Genomic DNA, 16,604 nt, shown 5'->3' on the forward strand with positions numbered 1-16,604 from the left:
CTTTTCATGCGCATCCCACACGGCGCAATGAAACATTGCCGCTGAAGCATTTGCACAGCCATTGATGTAGATGCAATACCAGGCGTGGCGATTTGCGCTTTAATGGCAGATCACCCGATGAGTCCCGGCATGCCTACACTCATTTTCACCCAGCAGTTGCGGCGCTTCACCGACGTGCCGGAAGTCAACAGCGCGGCGACGGACCTGCGTGCCGCACTCGAAGACGCGTTCCGCATCAATCCCCAGCTGCGCGGCTACATTCTCGATGAACAAGGACACCTGCGCCGCCATGTGGTGATCTTCATCGACGGCCGGCGCGTGCATGACCGCGTAGCATTGAACGACCCGCTCTCCCTCAACAGCAGCATCCACGTATTGCAAGCCTTGTCAGGAGGTTGATGATGAACGACCGCGCACTGCTCGCCACCCGCAAGGGACTGTTCGAACTCACGCGCAGCAATGGCCGCTGGCACATCGCGCCCGCCGGCTTTGTCGGCGAGCCGCTGTCGATGGTCCTGCATGACCGGCGCGACGGCACGCAATATGCCGCGCTCAACCTCGGCCATTTCGGCGTCAAGCTGCACCGGCGCGACAGCGATGCGCAGCAATGGACCGAGATCGCCGTGCCCGCCTATCCGCCGCAACCGGAGCCACGCGGCACCGATGTCGAATGGAAACTGAGCATGATCTGGTCGCTCGTCGCCGGCGGCACCGACGAGCCGGGCGTGCTGTGGGCCGGCACGCTGCCCGGCGGCCTGTTCCGCTCGCGCGATCGCGGCGATTCATGGGAACTGATGCGCGCGCTGTGGGATGTGCCGGGCCGCAGCGAATGGTTCGGCGGCGGCTACGACACGCCCGGCATCCATTCGATCTGCGTCGATCCACGCGACAGCCGGCATGTGCTGGTCGGCATTTCCTGCGGCGGCGCATGGACCACGCGCGACGGCGGCGCAAGCTGGACGGTGACCGCCTCCGGCATGCGCGCCGCCTACATGCCGCCCGAGCGCGAAGAGGAACCCGGCATCCAGGACCCGCACCGCATCGTGCAATGCCCGAGCGCGCCCGACGTGCTGTGGTGCCAGCATCACAACGGCATCTGGCGCTCGACCGACGCCGCCGCGTCGTGGCAGGAGATCGGGCAACAGGTCAAGCCGCTCATGTCCGATTTCGGCTTCGCGGTCGCCGCGCACCCGCACGATGCGCAGACGGCATGGTTCGCGCCTGCCGCTGCGGATCAGCAGCGCATCCCGGTCGATGCCGCCCTGTGCGTGACACGCACGCGCGACGGCGGCCAATCGTTCGACGTCTTGCGCAAGGGTTTGCCGCAGCAGGATTGCTACGACCTCGTCTACCGCCACGGGCTGGCAGTGGCCGACGATGGCAACACGCTGCTGATGGGATCGACCACTGGCGGATTATGGGCGTCGGACGATGGCGGCGACAACTGGCAGACGGTGGCCATGACGCTGCCGCCGATTTATGCGCTGCGGTTTGTGTGAGGAGTGCGTTGCTTGTGACGGACGCTATCGAGGAATTGAATCTGCAGCCGTGGCGACTGTAGAATCGGCCTGCCGGTTTTTGCATTTCCATTAATGCTGTTCATAAACACAGCAGGCAGACAGGAAGGCAAGCATGCAAGCCGCTTTCCAAGGGATGTCGAGTGCTGCGTTATACGGCAAGCGCCAGATTATGAGGACAAACCATGCTGGATAAATCAAGTTATGTGGTTAAGGAAGTTAAGCAATGCGCCCTACGCCCACCATTGAGAAGATGGCATCAGGAAATCTCAGTCTCTTCATTACTGAAGATGTGAGTTGGGAAACATTCCCTGAAGAAGCAGCCAAATTTGTGGCCTTCGCTCAAGGTACTGTCTTAAAGAAAATTGATACGCCAGTAGAGCGACTCTGGATTGTTCTCATCAATTGGCGACCCTTCTGGCTCACCTTTGATGATTTTGCCGTGGGCATGTCGCTAGATTCAATGCTCAGTATCTGTAACCCTGTGGTTCGCAGGCTGCATGACCAGCTCACTAAACAAGAGCCACATAACAAGTCGTCCAAGCCGACGCCTAACGGCGCGACTTAACTCCAACGTTGAGGTTGTAGAAAAACCCGAATTGCTCAAAAACCGGATCGGCAGAGCCGGCATACTTTGTTCATGGCGTAACACACGAATGGGTGCGACATGGCGCGATTCAAACCGATCCATAAAGGCTTGAAACTGCTGCCGGTCGACTTTGACCGGCAAGTCATTCCCGGCAGTTTCGAATACGCGTTGTGCCATCTGGTCGATCATGAACTCGATCTGTCCGCCTTCCATGCCCGCTACAGGAATGATGTCGATGGCGCCTCTGCCTTCGCCCCGGCGGTGCTGATCAAGATCATCCTGCTGGCCTACAGCCGGGGCATCATCAGCAGCCGCAAGATGGAAGCGGCGTGCCGCGAGAATGTGCTGTTCATCGCCGTCTCGGGAGACAGCCAACCCCACTTCACCACACTGGCCGCCTTTGTCTCGAGCATGGGCGATACGGTTGCCCGACTGTTTGCGCAAGTTCTGCTCATTTGCGACCGTCAGGGCTTGATTGGACGCGAGATGTTCGCCATTGACGGCGTCAAGCTTCCGGCCAATGCGAGTAAAGCGAAATCAGGTACGCGCGCCGACTATCAGCGCCAGGTTGACAAGATGGAGCACGCGGCCAAACAGCTGCTGGAGAAGCACCAGAGCGCCGACAACGCCCCCACCGACGAGGCATTGGCAAAGCGCGAAGCGCAGAAACTGGAACGCCTGCAAAAGGAAGCGCAGCAGCTGCGCGACTGGCTCAACAAGAACCCGGAAGATCGCAAGGGAAGCAAAGGCAGCATTCGCCTATCCAATCGCACCGACAATGAATCGGCCAAGATGGCCACCGGCAAAGGCGTGATTCAAGGCTATACCGGTGTGGCCGCAGTCGATGAGAAATCCCAAATCATCGTCGATGCGCAGGCGCACGGCACTGGCTCGGAACAAGAACTGCTGCTGCCGGTGATTCAGGCCACAGAGGCACTACGCAGCGTCGAGACGGTGATCACCGCCGATGCCGGCTATCATTCGCAAGCCAATCTGAAGGCACTGGCCCAACTGCAGATCAATGCCTATGTGCCAGACAATGGTTATCGCAAGCGGGATGAGCGGTATGCGGACCGGCATGTCCATGCTGCCAAGCCTGACCCGCTGTGGAACAAAGCCAAACCACCAAAGAAATCCACATGCTTCAAGACGGCGGATTTCCGGCTGGCAGGGGATCGCTCCCACTGTCTTTGTCCGGCAGGCAAGCGGCTCTACAGCAACGGATCGAATTGCACCATCAATGGCTATGCGGCGATGAAGTTCAGTGGCGCCAAACAGGATTGCGTGCCGTGCGAACGGCGCAAGGAATGCTTGCGCACACCCGAGAAGACGGCAACCCGGCAGGTCTCCTTCTTCCAGGGGAAACGAGACATCCACGAAAATCATGTTGACCGGATGAAGGTGAAAATCGATTCGGATGCGGGTCGGGAAATGATCACGCGCCGCTTTGCGACGGTGGAGCCGGTGTTTGGCAACCTGCGCGGCAACAAGCGGCTGCACCGCTTTACGCTACGGGGAAAAGCCAAGGTGGACGGACAGTGGAAACTGTACTGCCTGGTACATAATGTTGAAAAACTGGCGAACCACGGTTATGCGCAATAAAGAGGCCGGGAGAATGCCGGCTCGCCGCGGTATCGCGCGAACAGGCTTGTCAGACAAGACCTGTTTGCAGCGACGATGTTCGATAAAAACAGGGACCCGAAAATGAAAATCGCGGAATGGTTTGAAAAAATGCTGCCTCAGGCTGAACCGGGTGTTCAGAATGGGGTTTTTCTACAGCGTCGTTAGGCGTCGAGTGCGCGACCATTTGCAAGCAAGGTAGGAATAGAAGATGGACCATCCGAGTGAACCCAATAGCGGGAGACATCGAACCGTAGTGCCTGCCAACTACGATGAATACCTGGAATTCGAGTATCCCGCAGCGTCAGTCGATTTGGCAGAGGCCCGAGCCGCTGACGTGCGTGAGCGTCAAGCACGACTGGCGGCGTTCCCGTACTGCGTAGTGCTTCAGGTTTCCTACCCTGAGCTGGACTACGCGAACAGGTGGTGCTGGCAGCAATTCGGTCCAGCTAACGGAGAGTGCCTGCAGGCAAGCTCTGAGTATTCAGCATGCGAGATTCGAGGCTCACACTCCCATGTCGGAAGTTGGCTTACCAACTGGTTAGTCAAGACCGACTACGACTTCGGCTTCAGTGAGTGGTACTTTGCGCACGAGGCAGATCGAGATCGCTTCCTTGAATCTGTGCCGCTCATCAACTGGGGTGAGGGCTGGCCAAAATGAGGAGGCTCATCATGGCGACGCCTAACCCTTCAATCGAGAGGACGTGCCCCGGCAAGCCGGGTCACGCCTCTCATCTCAAACGTTACGCGTCACAAATCACGCGCACAATCCACCTATGACCTCCTCAGCACTCGAAGCCTTCATCGCCCAAGCCACCGCTCGGAGCCGCCAGACACCTGACCCGGCCGACTGTGTGCTTGCACTTGCGCCGCTCATGCTCGATCTGATCGAGCAGGCTGGTACTTTTCTGGAGCCACAACACTATCGGAGTAGCGATGCGGGCTACACGCGGAACCTCATCTTCAATGCGCCGGACGAAAGCCTCTCTCTTTACTCCATCGTCTGGCTTCCGGGCCAATGGACGCCTGTACACGATCACGGAAGCTGGGGCGTCGTCGGCGTGGTCGAAGGTGTTTTGGAGGAACGCAGCTATGTGAGGCTGTCGCCGGATCGCGGGGCCAATGAAGAGATCGATCTCGTGCGCGGCGGCACCGTCCTGCTGCGACACGGCGCGGTGACGAGCTTCGTACCGAACCCCGATCACATTCACGTCACCGGAGTTCCGGCTGAGCGGTCCCGCGCTGTCAGTCTGCACCTTTACGGTCGGACGATGACCAGCTTCAACCTATACGATGTTGGAGCCCGTACCCGGCGGCGCATGGATGTCGCACACAACGAAAGCTGAATTGAGGGGCTCTGAAATCAACGTCGCCGGGCCCGGATTGACGTCTGCCCCCTCCATCAAGCTGACCCACAACGACGGCGCGCGTTTCATCAAGGTCGGCGGCTCCGTGGTGCGCCGCTCACGTCAAACGTTGATGCCGTGGGAAACTCTTTTTCAAATCGCGCGATCGCACGGAGCGTGCAGCGTCACGAACCATTTCCCAAACGGTTGATAAAAGCACACGGAGAATTTCGCAAGTATCGCTCCCGCACTCAGCTGCCCTGGCGCAAACGGGGTTCTCCGGGATGCAAAGCCAACCGTGCAATGCGCTCCAATGAGATAGCGCAGTTCGAAAACGCAGCATGCGCAACCCGGCCGCATTCTTGACCCATCCCCTTCACAACATCCATTCAATAGGCAAAAGCGACAGCAGCCAGACGGCGGTGCGCTTCCAGAACGTCGTGCCCGGTTCGGTATCGTGCCGCACCTCCTTGCCGTCCACTCTTTCGAGCCAATAGAGGCTTCCGTTGTCGTCCAGCCGCACTTCATACGCGTTGAGCGGCACCAGCATCTTGAACGCATCGTCGATGCGCGCGGCCAGTATCGGACTCTCGATCACGAAGCCCATCTCCGTATTGAGGTTGGCGGAGCGGGGATCGAAATTGAGGGAGCCGACGAATACCCTGGAGCGGTCGACCGAAAACGTCTTTGCGTGCAGGCTCGATCCGGACGCGCTGCTGATCAGGCGCGGGCCTTTCGGGTGAACCGGCATGTCCGCGATGCGCTTGAATTCATACAGGATCACGCCTTCCTGCAGCAGAGGCTTGCGTCGCCTGGCATAACCGGAGTGCACGACCGCGACGTCGGTGGCCTCCAGCGCATTGGTCAGGATGCGGACCGTCACCCCGCGCCTGCTCATCGCCGCAAACGCGTCCACCCCGACAGCGGTCGGCACGAAATACGGCGACACCAGATCGACCTCCTTTTCCGGATCGCCGATGATCCGCCTGAGCTTGACTGGCAGCATCGCTTCGGGCGGCGCCTTCCCCAGACCCTTGAGCGGATCGTCGCTGACCATCTGCGTCTTTGCCCACTCCAGGGGCAGCGTTCCCCTCAGCAACGCCAGCATGAATGCCGATTCCTTGATCGCGTCGAGATACTCCGTGGCTGCCGGATTTTTCTCCACGAACGATGCAGCCGCACCGACATCCTGCAGCGGCGTTTCGCCGGCGGGTCCCAGCAATCGATCGATCGGATAGGCCGATTCGCTGGCCCAATAGCGGTCGAACTCATGCGACACGTCCTTGACCACCGGGCCGACCGCGATCACATCGAGATCGGCGAACAGGAAATCGTCGGTCGCGGCGAAATATTCGTCGCCGACATTGCGGCCGCCGATGATGGTCGCCTGGCTATCGGCGGTGAAGGATTTATGATGCATGCGCCGGTTCAGCCGCGAAAAATCCGTGAGAAAGCCGCCCCACGGAAACCTCCGGTTGGCGAAGGGATTGAACAGGCGCACTTCGATATTCGGGTGCGCATCCAGCGCAGCGAGTGTCGCATCGAGCCCCAACGAACCCAGATCGTCGAGCATCAAGCGCACGCGCACCCCGCGATCCGCCGCCTTGCGCAACGCGTCGAACAGCAAGGTCCCCGTCATGTCGCCGCGCCAGATGTAGTACTGGATATCCAGTGTGCGCACGGCGGCTTGCGCCAGCAGCACGCGCGCGCCAAAGGCATTGTGCGCATCGACCAGCGGATAGATGCCGGCCTTGCCCGGATGCGCGGCGGTCAACGGAGAAATCGCCACGCCAAGCGGCGTATCGTTCGTGTCCGTGACGACAGTCGACACACTGCGTCCTTCGAGTGAGGGCAAAGGATTGCATCCGGTCAGCAGGCCTGCGGACAGGAACAGGATGAGCAGCAACGCCGCTGCACGAAAACGCCGGCATGCTTGTCGATACCAAAGCGCAGCTGTCCATGGAACACGGAAAACATGTCCATTGACGCCCGGAAAAAATCTCGACCTGCAGGAATGCGGAGAACTCATCGTGCTGGCTCGCGCTGTTGTTCCCATCCGGAAGCAAACCGGATTGACCGGCGCTGCTGGCGAGAGTGGGCAAATGGGCAGACATCTCTTCTCGCAAGGGCAACATCAACATCATGTCCCTGCATGCTTGCACCGGAATGTCGAAATGAAAGCCCCTCACATGTCCACGACCGGTTTGCGTGTAACGCAAATCGTGCCGCAGACAATGTATTGAAGTTCTACCAGACTCGCTGGCGATACGGATTGTGGAAAGCCAAATGCCGGAAACACATTGCCATCATTGCGTGCAGGAGTTCTGCAAACACGCCCTCGCGGAAAGCCGGCGTGCCGCGCCAGCCTTGCGGCGCATCTCCTCTTGCCGCGCACCGAATTCATCATCTGGCAACGTCTGTTCAAAGCCGCCGTTCAACGAACAGCTGATATTGCCGGATCATCTGCATGCCAATTACAGAGAAGTCAGCAATTTAGGTGACAGCATTGCGATCGCGTTCCCTCCCCTTCAAGGGGAGGGTTAGGGGTGGAGCAGGGATTTCGAGGAGCATGCTCCTCGCCTGCGGAACAACAGAGGCTTGCAGGCCTCTGTGCGCCCTGCAAGGGGGGATGGGTTAAATCCGCAGCGTAAAACCCATCCCCATCCCCGCCTTCCCCTTGAAGGGGAAGGAGTTGAAGCAATGCAGACGTCGTCCAAATTCCCGACTGCTGAGTAACGCTTGCCGAACGGCGATACTGATTTTCCGCTGCGCTGCTCCTGGATCGAGGCAGCGCATTGGCCGTATTCGTCAATTCATCGAGACATTGCGAGAGGACAACTGCATGCGGTTTGGGTGACGAATCCATTGCTGGTGACGGACGCTGTCGCGGAGTGGAGCCTGCAACCGTGGCGACTGCAGACTCGGCTTGCCGGTTTTTGCGTTTCCATTAATGCGGCGCAAAAACACAGCACCCTGCTCGGGAAGCAAACCTGCAAACCGTTTTCAAAGGGATGTCGAGTGCTGCGCTATACGGCCACACCAGATTCTGGAGACAACCTCATGCTGGATAAATCAAATTGGGCGTCGGGCGCAAGGTGCGAATATGGATTGGAACATATGAGCCAGAATCTGAAACGCGGGAAATATCGGCAGTTGGTATTGGCGGCGCTCCTGGCCGGTCTTTGCCACGCCGGCCAGGCGCAAGAACCGCAGAGGGAGACCCCTTCCGTTTCTTCAGGCGGCGCGGTCACGCTGTTTCAGAACGTCCGGGTTTTCGACGGCAAGAGCGGCACTCTTTCGGGGCCGCAAAACGTCCTGGTGCGCGGCAACAAGATCGAGCGCGTCTCCACGGCTCCGATCCCGTCCGATCGAAGCGCTGGCACTGTGCTCATCGACGGCAGCGGACGCACGCTGATGCCCGGGCTGATCGACGCGCACTGGCACACGATGCTGGTGCGGCCGACGCCCGCAGCGCTGCTCACAGGGGACATCGGCCACCTCAATCTCGCGGCAGGCGCTGAGGCGACTGCCACGCTGATGCGCGGATTCACCACCGTTCGCGACATGGGCGGGCCGGCCTTCGGGCTCAAACGCGCCATCGACGAGGGCACCGTCGCCGGCCCGCGCATCTTCCCGTCCGGCGCCATCATCACCGTCACCAGCGGTCACGGCGACTTCCGCCAGCCGTTCGAAGTGCCGCGCACCGTCGGCGCGCCGCTGACGCGCCAGGAGCTGCTCGGAGCCGCCATGATCGCGGACAGTCCGGATGAAGTCCGCGTGCGCGTGCGCGAGCAGCTCATGCTGGGCGCCTCGCAAATCAAGCTGACGGCCGGTGGAGGCGTGGCGTCGCCGCACAGCCCGCTCGACGCGTCCACCTTTACCGAGGCCGAGCTGCGCGCCGCCGTTGAAGCCGCCGAGAACTGGGGCACGTATGTCACCGTGCACGCGTACACGCCCGTTTCGATCCGGCGGGCAATCGCCGCCGGCGTGAAGTGCATCGAACACGCCCACCTGATGGACGAAGCAACCGCCAAACTGATTGCCGAGAAGGGCATCTGGTTGAGCACTCAGCCGTTTCCCGACGAACTGGCCGACGCGTTTCCGCCCGGCTCGCTAGAGCGAGCCAAGGCGATGGAGGTGTTCGCCGGTACGGACAGAACCTTCGCGCTGGCGAAGAAGTACAAGATCAAGACGGCGTTCGGCACCGACATCCTGTTCTCCCAGAAGCTGGCGCAGCGTCATGGGGAACTGCTGGCCAAGCTGGTCCGTTGGTACACCCCCGCCGAAACGCTCGTCATGGCGACCGGGACAAACGCCCAACTACTGGCACTGTCCGGGAAGCGCAATCCGTACCCGGGCAAGCTCGGCGTGGTGGAGGAAGGCGCGCTCGCCGACCTCCTGCTCGTCGACGGCGATCCGATCGCCAACATCAAGCTGATTGAAGATCCGGAAAAAAACCTGCTCGTCATCATGAAGGACGGCAGGATCTACAAGAATTCGCTGGGCAAATGAGGCCGCATCGCTGTGCGTTCCCATCCGGAAGCAAACCGGATTGACCGGCGCTGCTGGCGAGAGTGGGCAAATGGGTAGGCATCTCTTCTCGCAAGGGCAACATCATGTCCCTGCATGCTTGCACCGGAATGTCGAAATGAAAGCGCCTCACATGTCCACGACCGTATTCCGCGTAACGAAAATCGTGCCGAAGACAATGTATTGACGTTCTACCAGACTCGCTGGCGATACGGATTGTGGAAAGCCAAATGCCGGAAACACATTGCCGTCATTGCGTGCAGAAGTTCCGCAAACACGCCCTCGCGGAAAGCCGGCGTGCCGCGCCAGCCTTGCGACGCATCTCCCCTTGCCTCGCCGCGAATTCATTATCTGGCGACGTCTGTTCAAAGCCGCCGTTCAACGAACAGCGGATATTGCCGGATGGTCTGCATGCCAATGAGCGCTTGCCGAACGGCGATGCCGATTTTCCGCTGCGCTGGTCCTGGATCGAGGCAGCGCATTGGCCGTATTCGTCAATTCATCGAGACATTGCGAGAGGACACCTGAATGCGGTTCGGGAATTTTTCAGGAAGGAGGAAATGGATGAATGGGCGTCCTCGTTTTGGGAGGATGCCGGGCTTTGCAGCCAACCCTATTGCGCCGCACTGCGCTTTGGGTGACGAGTCCATTGCTGGTGACGGACGCAGTCGCGGAGTTGAGCCTGCAGCCGAGACGGCTGTAGAATCGGCTTGCCGGTTTTTGCATTTCCATCAATACTGCGAAAAAACACAGTACCCTGCTCGGGAAGCAAGTCTGCAAACCGTTTTCAAAGGGATGTCGAGTGCTGCCTTATACGGCACACGCCAGATTATGGAGACAACATCATGCTGGATAAATCAAGTTAACCACCTCATGTCAGCACCAACTATCTCCGAGATTTGGCACTCTTCCTTTGGCACGGCACTGCCCGCTGGGTACCTGTGCCGAACGACACTGCCAGATCGATGGATGCGGATACACAGCCTTCCTGAGTCAAAAAGGTACCCGGAGACAGAAATTGAGCGTAGCGAAATCTTGCGTCGCCAAAACGCAGCCGCTTGCTACGCATTGGGTGAAGATGCTGAGTGCATCCTCTTCATCACCCAATACGGCGAAAGCCGACACTGGCCAGACTACTATGTTGAAGGCTCAAGATACGCCCCTGAATTCTTGATGTTAGATAGTCTCGCACCCGAGTACGTGCAATCGTATGAGAGGGGGCAGGACGGTCCAATGCAGTTCTTTGCAACCCGTCAGCGTTGGCGCACAGGTGCCTTTGATAAACTCATTTTGATGTGTGCCGACGGAATTGCGGGACCCTATCTGTTTGCGAATACCGATAAGCGCAACGCATATGCGCCATACGACGGTGGTGCAGACTTGTTCTTTTCAGCTTCAGATGCCGTCAGTGAGGCACGTCGGACATTTTCGAACTGGCTCTCGACAACTGAGAGCGGTCTATGAGCCGGATGGCTAACAAATTGCTCGATACGGACACCCAACCATTGGCTGCCGCTTCGCGGCGCGTGTTGTGTTCCGGTCAGCGCGGACGTTAGCCCTTATGCAGCCATCGCGTATACGTCTGACAGCAATCGCCGCAATCGGCTTACTCGCGCCGCTTTGGTGGACGTGGGCAATAAGTCAATTGATCCACGGCTTCTTCGTTGCGGCGGGCTCACCGGCGGCGCCATCTGCTTTTTTTGCTTGGGTCTCTATCCTCATGCCGTCTTGCGCCCTTGGCGTAGCCGTAGGTCTCGCCATCGGTCTTCTTGCGTCTCGCCCAGTTCTTGGTTGGCTGGTCTTCCTAGCTAGCCTCATCATCGGCAGCGTTCTGCTTAGTCCTCTTTCTGCCCTCCGTGATCTTGGAGTCAGTCCAGGCAGCTGGGCATTTGTGCTCAGTGTCTTGGCCGGTTCCGTGTTGTGGGTGAGGGCTAACTCAGCGTTAGGCATCAGAAGAGGCACCAATGCATAGAAGCAGGTTGGGAAACATCGTCATCGATTGCCAAACGGACGATTTGCTATCAGAGGCTCACTTCTGGAGTGCCGCACTGGGATACCCGCTGCCCGAGGATTTAGATGCAGCTGGCAAATTTATTCAGCTCGTAACGCCACCGAACGACGTGCAGGTCATCATTCAGAGAGTCAGTCATGAGGCGCGGGCCCATCTGGATATTGAGACAGACTCAATAGACTCAGAGGTCGCGCGCCTGGAACACCTCGGAGCAACAGTCGTGTCCCGCAATAATGGATGGGTAGTCATGCAAGCGCCAAGCGGGCATCGGTTCTGCGTTGGCAGCCCCTACCGTGGCGGCTTCGATCAGGGAGCCAACACATGGGAATGATGCCTGACAATTTATTCAAGCCGTCGCCGCTTCGCGGCGCGGCTTAACTCAGGTGTCAGGCCGCACAAATCCAAGGCGCGTCCAGGCCGTGCTGACAACCCAACGACGCAGCTTTACCCTTCAGAGAGTTCCCATGAAGATGATTCTGACGCCAGCCAAGTCCCCGAATGAATACATGGCTTGCCTCGACGGTTGGCAGCGCAGCTATGTGGAAGCACTGCGTCATGCGGTCATCATCTCGGCGCCGGATCTTCAGGAAGCACTAAAGTGGGGACATCTCGTGTACTTCATGAATGGGCCGGTACTTCTCATCCGCGCAGAGCCGAGCCGTGTGCTGTTTGGGTTCTGGAAAGGCCAGCGCCTGCGCCACATCGAACCTCGCCTGAAACCAGGCGGCAAGTATGAGATGGCAACGCTGGAGCTGAGGGAGGATACGCCGCTCGAGCAGGCGACGGTTGTTCGTCTGGTTCGCGAAGCATCAAACTTCAATCGCCCGGCAGGGTATGCCGGTGTCGAACGCCCAACGTCCCAAAGTGCGGATTGACTCCTCCAATCGAGCCGCTGCCAACCCAGTCTCACCACGCACCGAATAGAGGAGGCTGAGCAAGACCAACGTAGAACGCCATCATCAAATCCACCGCGCGTTTGCAGCATTGAACCCAGGTGCGGTATTCGTTGAACTGGGGCCGGCCGCAAGGCATTTCTGGAGCACGGCATCGCGCTCAATCTTGTGGCTGGCCACAATCCGGACGCGCGCGCCGATGGTAACGCCTGACAATTGTTTCAAGCGGTCGCGGCAAGAAGCGCCCGCCGGCCATCCGGCAGTGAACCAAGTTCGATTTTATGCAACATACTCAACACGCCATCAAGATAGAGGAGCATTGATATGTCATACGTTGATGGGTTTGTCATTGCCGTGCCAACGGCAAACAAGGAAATCTACAAGCAGCATGCAGAGGCTGCTGCTGTCGTCTTCAAGGAGCATGGGGCACTCAAGTTGGTCGAGTGCTGGGGCGACGATGTGCCTGAGGGAAAAATCACTTCCTTTCCCATGGCCGTTCAATGCAAGCCGGATGAAACCGTTTGTTTTTCCTGGATCATCTGGCCCTCGCGCAAAGTGCGTGACCAAGGCATGGAGGCATCCATGGCCGATCCACGATTGCAGCAAAGCATGAATCCGATGCCGTTTGACGGCAAGCGCATGATCTATGGCGGTTTCGAAATGATCGTGGATCTGTGAGCGCCCACGCTTTCAAATGATGCTTCGTTCTGCCAGGCCGCTCCCTATCCATTTGTTCAAGCCGATGCCGCAGTACGGCGCGGCTTGATTCAGACGTCAGCCAACACGGTGCCTCCGGCAAGCTGAAGCGCAAGCATCGTCGCTTGGCTGTTTCCCCATCACTCGCATGACCCGACTCATTCATGGGGGAAGGCCGTCCGACTGAAGTAAGGGCCTCCTTCGGCGTTGCGCTATCGGATTGAGGATGAATGGCTGCACATCGAGCGGCAGTTCGCGGACGCGCCTGCACCGAGTTGAAGTTGGCAGGCAGATTGCAACCTGATCGGACGGACGAATGAACGAGCCTGTTGCTGTCTTCTTCTGGCGCAAGCTGGATTTTCCGGGCCACGATGCCTGCTGCCTCTTCACGCTGGCGGACGGATACCGTCTGTCCGGCGCGGCGGTCTTCATGGAATCCGGGCGGGTTTGCCAGTTGCAGTATGAGGTGGTGGCAGATCAGGCGTTTCGCACGAGGAGTGCCTCGGTTGCGGGCTTTGTGGGCCAGAAGGCGGTCAATGTGCGCATCGCGTCAAGCGGCGACGCGCGTTGGGAGGTCAACGGGAAGAGCCGTCCCGGCCTTGCAGGGTGCCAGGACGTTGATCTCGGCTTCACGCCAGCCACGAACCTGCTGGCACTGCGTCGGCTTGCGCTTGAGGTCGGCGAGCGGGCCGAAGCGCCAGCCGCATATCTCGCCTTTCCCCAAATGAAGGTCACCATGCTTCCGCAGCACTACAAGCGGCTATCGCGCGCCGAGTACCTCTACGAGGCGCCGACCGTTGGCTATCGCGGGACATTGCGCGTGTCGCCGCTGGGTGCGATCATCGAATACCCCGGCCTCTTTCAGCTCGAGTCGCCCACCCTTCCAGCAACAGGAGAGCACGATGACTGTTCATCTTGATCATCTTATGGTGCCATCCCGCAACAAGACGGCCTCGGCGAAGCTGCTGGCTGAACTGCTTGGGGTTCCGTGGTCGGCAACGGGTGTCGGGCCATTCGCCCCTGTCTATGTGAACGATGGATTGACGATCGACTTCGATGAATGGAGCGATCCCGTTCCCTTGATTCACTACTGTTTTCGGGTGGGCGAGGATGACTTCAACGCCATTCTTGAGCGGATCAAGGCGGCTGGCATACCGTACCGCAGCAACGTGCACGAGCCGGTCGATTTCCGGATCAACACGGAGCACGGCGGCAGCATCGTCTACTGGAACGAGCCGGATGGTCATCAATGGGAGATGTTGACGGTCAGCTATGCGCGTCAGGCGGAGTGAGTTCGAGCCCGCGTTTCCTGCCGGTGGATGTGCGCTTTCAAGATGCCTGCCGGTTTTCGATGCCGATCAACTGGCGATGCAATTGCGGCCCTTCTGCTTTGCCTGATAGAGCCGCCGGTCCACCAATTCAATGAACTTCATCAGTTCATCCTGATGTGACGGAACAATGGTGCCGACGCCGAGGCTGATGGTCAGAATCTGGCTGACCTCGGATTTTTCGTGCGCTATCTGTTCCTTGAAAATCAGATTGCGGCAGCGTTGCGCAATGGCGAGAGCGGATTTTTCATCCGTCTCGGGGAGGATGATCATGAACTCCTCTCCGCCAAAACGTGCAAAGAAATCGCGCGATCGGGTTGCCGCCGAACTCAAGACCTTTGCCACTTGCTTCAGGCAGCAGTCGCCCTGAACATGGCCATAGTGATCGTTGTACTGCTTGAAATAATCGATGTCGAGCATGATGATGGAGAGCGCTTGATTGTTGCGCCGCGCATTGGCCCATTCCATCTCCATGACCGAATCGAACATGCGTCGATTGGCAACATTGGTCAAGCCATCCTTGAAGGACAAGGCTTCGAGTTCTTTCTGCAGGTCGATCAGTTTCGCTTCGGTCTTTTTCCGTTCATTGATGTCGAACATGAAGCCGATCAGGGAATCGACCGAACCATCGTCCTTGCGCACCACATGCACGACGTCGCGCATCCATACATAGTCGCCATTCCGGGTGAGGGCGCGATAGTCTGCCTCATGATCGATGCCTGCCTGCGATTGCGCAACGCAGTAGCTGACGATGGCATCCCTTTCGTCGGGATGGATTCTCGCTGCCCAGTCTTCCACGCTGACCCAGCTCGATTGCGGCCAGCCGAGCAGGCTCTCTATCTGCGGCCCGATGTAGGCGAACTTCATGCTGTCCCAGTCGATCTTCCACGGGATGGCCTTGGTGGATTCCAGCAGGGTTTTATAGACGGCGCTGTCGGTTTCCAGCGTGGATGCAATGTCGGTCATCGCGTTGTCCCCAATCTGTTAAAGACAGGTCACCCTGGTGGCGGCATTGACTTGCTCGTCACGCCCGGGGAGTTGTCGTTTTCAATAATTATTCTGACAACTCTATCACGCACCGGATGAAGAAATACAGCGTCCGTATTACCGATCCCCGACCTGCAACCGGACATGCCTGGTTGCGCTTTTCTCTTCATGGTAGTGGGGCATGGTGGCCCTCGCTGTCATCGTGGCGGCATTGGCGAGGATGGTCGTGGTCGATAGCGCCGGCCTCCCCTCCTGAAACCTGCAGGCCAGTGCCGAATTCCGATTGCCGTGCAGGTCAAGGATGATGCGTCGTGCTTCGTCATGGGGAGCGCAACGTGGCGGCGGCGCCGGCTTGACCTTCGGTGGCAGCAGGATGGCGTCGCCGGGTGCAATCCACAGATCGGCAAGCGCGATTTGCCTCACGTAGGGACGCCAGCGGGCGACGCTGACGACCAGGGGCAAAGCGTCTCGCGAGAAGAACACATGCGGAAAATTGTGGTACTCAAGATCGGTCGGATTGATCGTGAGCAGCTCGCGGCTTCGCCCCGGACCGAGATACGGTGATTGATATCCCGCCCATTTTCCATAGGTGTAATCGGTCATGACCAGATTCTGGAATGGAAAGCGCACGCATTCGCCGTTCCGGAGCAGGGTCATGCCGAAGGCTTGCGCGTTTTCCCGGGTTGCCGGCAAGGGCGCGTAATGCACTTCCTCAACCCCGAAATCGAATAAGGTGATCTCGTAGGGATCACCTGCATCGGGCGTGATCGTGCTGGGTGAATCCTGGATATCGACATACCTGGTGCCGACATCGAGATCGGGATTGTCGGGGGCAATCTGGATCAGCGTTCCACGCTGCTGCGCCAGTTGCACGCCTTTGCCGTGTTCGTTATAGAGGAACGGGAATGCGGCAGGGTCGCGCAACGGCGCTGGCTCGCCGTCTTCAATGAAAACGATGGGAGTAAATACGTCGGTCGCCAAGGCATGCTCCATGAGATAACTGCTTGCAATCAGTCTCGTCACGTCCGACGTTCCGGCTTCCGGCTCGATCCGCGCGGGTGCGTCGGGATGCACTCATGGCATCAGC

General features: G+C 58.8%; 16 protein-coding genes. 13 read left to right on the forward strand and 3 right to left on the reverse strand.

Features of this window, described 5'->3' with window-relative positions:
• Positions 1 to 129: 129 nt before the first annotated feature.
• From D3870_RS20585 to D3870_RS20610, 5 genes are all read left to right on the forward strand, one after another.
• A complete protein-coding gene (locus tag D3870_RS20585) occupies positions 130 to 399 on the forward strand; it encodes a MoaD/ThiS family protein (protein WP_119743194.1) in 270 nt (89 codons plus the stop codon).
• Positions 400 to 401: 2 nt separating this feature from the next.
• Entirely contained in the window at positions 402 to 1,499 is a 1,098-nt protein-coding gene (locus D3870_RS20590; RefSeq protein ID WP_119743195.1) for a WD40/YVTN/BNR-like repeat-containing protein, read from the forward strand.
• A 244-nt stretch (positions 1,500 to 1,743) separates the two neighbouring features.
• A complete protein-coding gene (locus tag D3870_RS20595) occupies positions 1,744 to 2,085 on the forward strand; it encodes a DUF3630 family protein (protein WP_119742922.1) in 342 nt (113 codons plus the stop codon).
• Between the two features lie 99 nt (positions 2,086 to 2,184).
• Complete coding sequence (locus D3870_RS20600) at positions 2,185 to 3,708, forward strand: IS1182 family transposase (protein WP_119742923.1); 1,524 nt, start codon at positions 2,185 to 2,187, stop codon at positions 3,706 to 3,708.
• A gap of 893 nt (positions 3,709 to 4,601) precedes the next feature.
• Positions 4,602 to 5,072, forward strand: a complete 471-nt coding sequence (locus tag D3870_RS20610) for a cupin domain-containing protein (protein WP_242490123.1) — start codon at positions 4,602 to 4,604, stop codon at positions 5,070 to 5,072.
• Between the two features lie 376 nt (positions 5,073 to 5,448).
• On the opposite strand, the gene D3870_RS20615 is transcribed toward D3870_RS20610, so the two are convergent.
• On the reverse strand, positions 5,449 to 6,978 hold the full coding sequence (locus tag D3870_RS20615) for a phospholipase D family protein (RefSeq protein WP_277986381.1): 1,530 nt from the start codon (positions 6,976 to 6,978) through the stop codon (positions 5,449 to 5,451).
• 380 nt (positions 6,979 to 7,358) lie between these two features.
• On the opposite strand from D3870_RS20615, the gene D3870_RS22205 reads away from it, so the two are divergent.
• The 8 genes from D3870_RS22205 to D3870_RS20660 all read left to right on the forward strand — a co-directional run bounded on the left by D3870_RS22205 (position 7,359) and on the right by D3870_RS20660 (position 14,494).
• A complete protein-coding gene (locus tag D3870_RS22205; protein ID WP_147375897.1) occupies positions 7,359 to 7,616 on the forward strand; it encodes a hypothetical protein in 258 nt (85 codons plus the stop codon).
• Positions 7,617 to 7,811: 195 nt separating this feature from the next.
• Positions 7,812 to 9,584 (forward strand): metal-dependent hydrolase family protein, encoded by a 1,773-nt coding sequence (locus tag D3870_RS20620; RefSeq protein WP_242490124.1) that lies wholly within the window; start codon positions 7,812 to 7,814, stop codon positions 9,582 to 9,584.
• Between the two features lie 582 nt (positions 9,585 to 10,166).
• A complete protein-coding gene (locus D3870_RS22210) occupies positions 10,167 to 11,066 on the forward strand; it encodes a DUF3885 domain-containing protein (protein WP_147375899.1) in 900 nt (299 codons plus the stop codon).
• 500 nt (positions 11,067 to 11,566) lie between these two features.
• Positions 11,567 to 11,944, forward strand: a complete 378-nt coding sequence (locus D3870_RS23280) for a VOC family protein (RefSeq protein ID WP_119742930.1) — start codon at positions 11,567 to 11,569, stop codon at positions 11,942 to 11,944.
• Between the two features lie 133 nt (positions 11,945 to 12,077).
• The gene (locus D3870_RS20640; protein WP_119742931.1) at positions 12,078 to 12,488 is read left to right on the forward strand and encodes a DUF1801 domain-containing protein; all 411 of its coding nucleotides are present in this window, start codon (positions 12,078 to 12,080) and stop codon (positions 12,486 to 12,488) included.
• Positions 12,489 to 12,830: 342 nt separating this feature from the next.
• Positions 12,831 to 13,184 carry a DUF1428 domain-containing protein gene (locus tag D3870_RS20650; protein ID WP_119742932.1) on the forward strand — a complete coding sequence of 118 codons (354 nt, stop codon included), beginning with the start codon at positions 12,831 to 12,833 and terminating at the stop codon, positions 13,182 to 13,184.
• A gap of 334 nt (positions 13,185 to 13,518) precedes the next feature.
• Positions 13,519 to 14,121: a putative glycolipid-binding domain-containing protein gene (locus D3870_RS20655; RefSeq protein WP_119742933.1), complete on the forward strand. Its 603-nt coding sequence runs from the start codon at positions 13,519 to 13,521 to the stop codon at positions 14,119 to 14,121.
• The gene (locus D3870_RS20660; RefSeq protein ID WP_119742934.1) at positions 14,105 to 14,494 is read left to right on the forward strand and encodes a VOC family protein; all 390 of its coding nucleotides are present in this window, start codon (positions 14,105 to 14,107) and stop codon (positions 14,492 to 14,494) included. The genes D3870_RS20655 and D3870_RS20660 overlap by 17 nt, the downstream gene beginning before the upstream one ends.
• A gap of 66 nt (positions 14,495 to 14,560) precedes the next feature.
• Here the strand turns inward: D3870_RS20660 and D3870_RS20665 are convergent, their stop codons facing one another.
• Entirely contained in the window at positions 14,561 to 15,496 is a 936-nt protein-coding gene (locus tag D3870_RS20665) for a GGDEF domain-containing protein (protein ID WP_119742935.1), read from the reverse strand.
• A gap of 138 nt (positions 15,497 to 15,634) precedes the next feature.
• Complete coding sequence (locus tag D3870_RS20670) at positions 15,635 to 16,540, reverse strand: hypothetical protein (RefSeq protein WP_242490125.1); 906 nt, start codon at positions 16,538 to 16,540, stop codon at positions 15,635 to 15,637.
• Positions 16,541 to 16,604 lie beyond the last annotated feature (64 nt).

The sequence above is a fragment of the Noviherbaspirillum cavernae genome (assembly GCF_003590875.1).
Lineage (GTDB): Bacteria > Pseudomonadota > Gammaproteobacteria > Burkholderiales > Burkholderiaceae_D > Noviherbaspirillum > Noviherbaspirillum cavernae.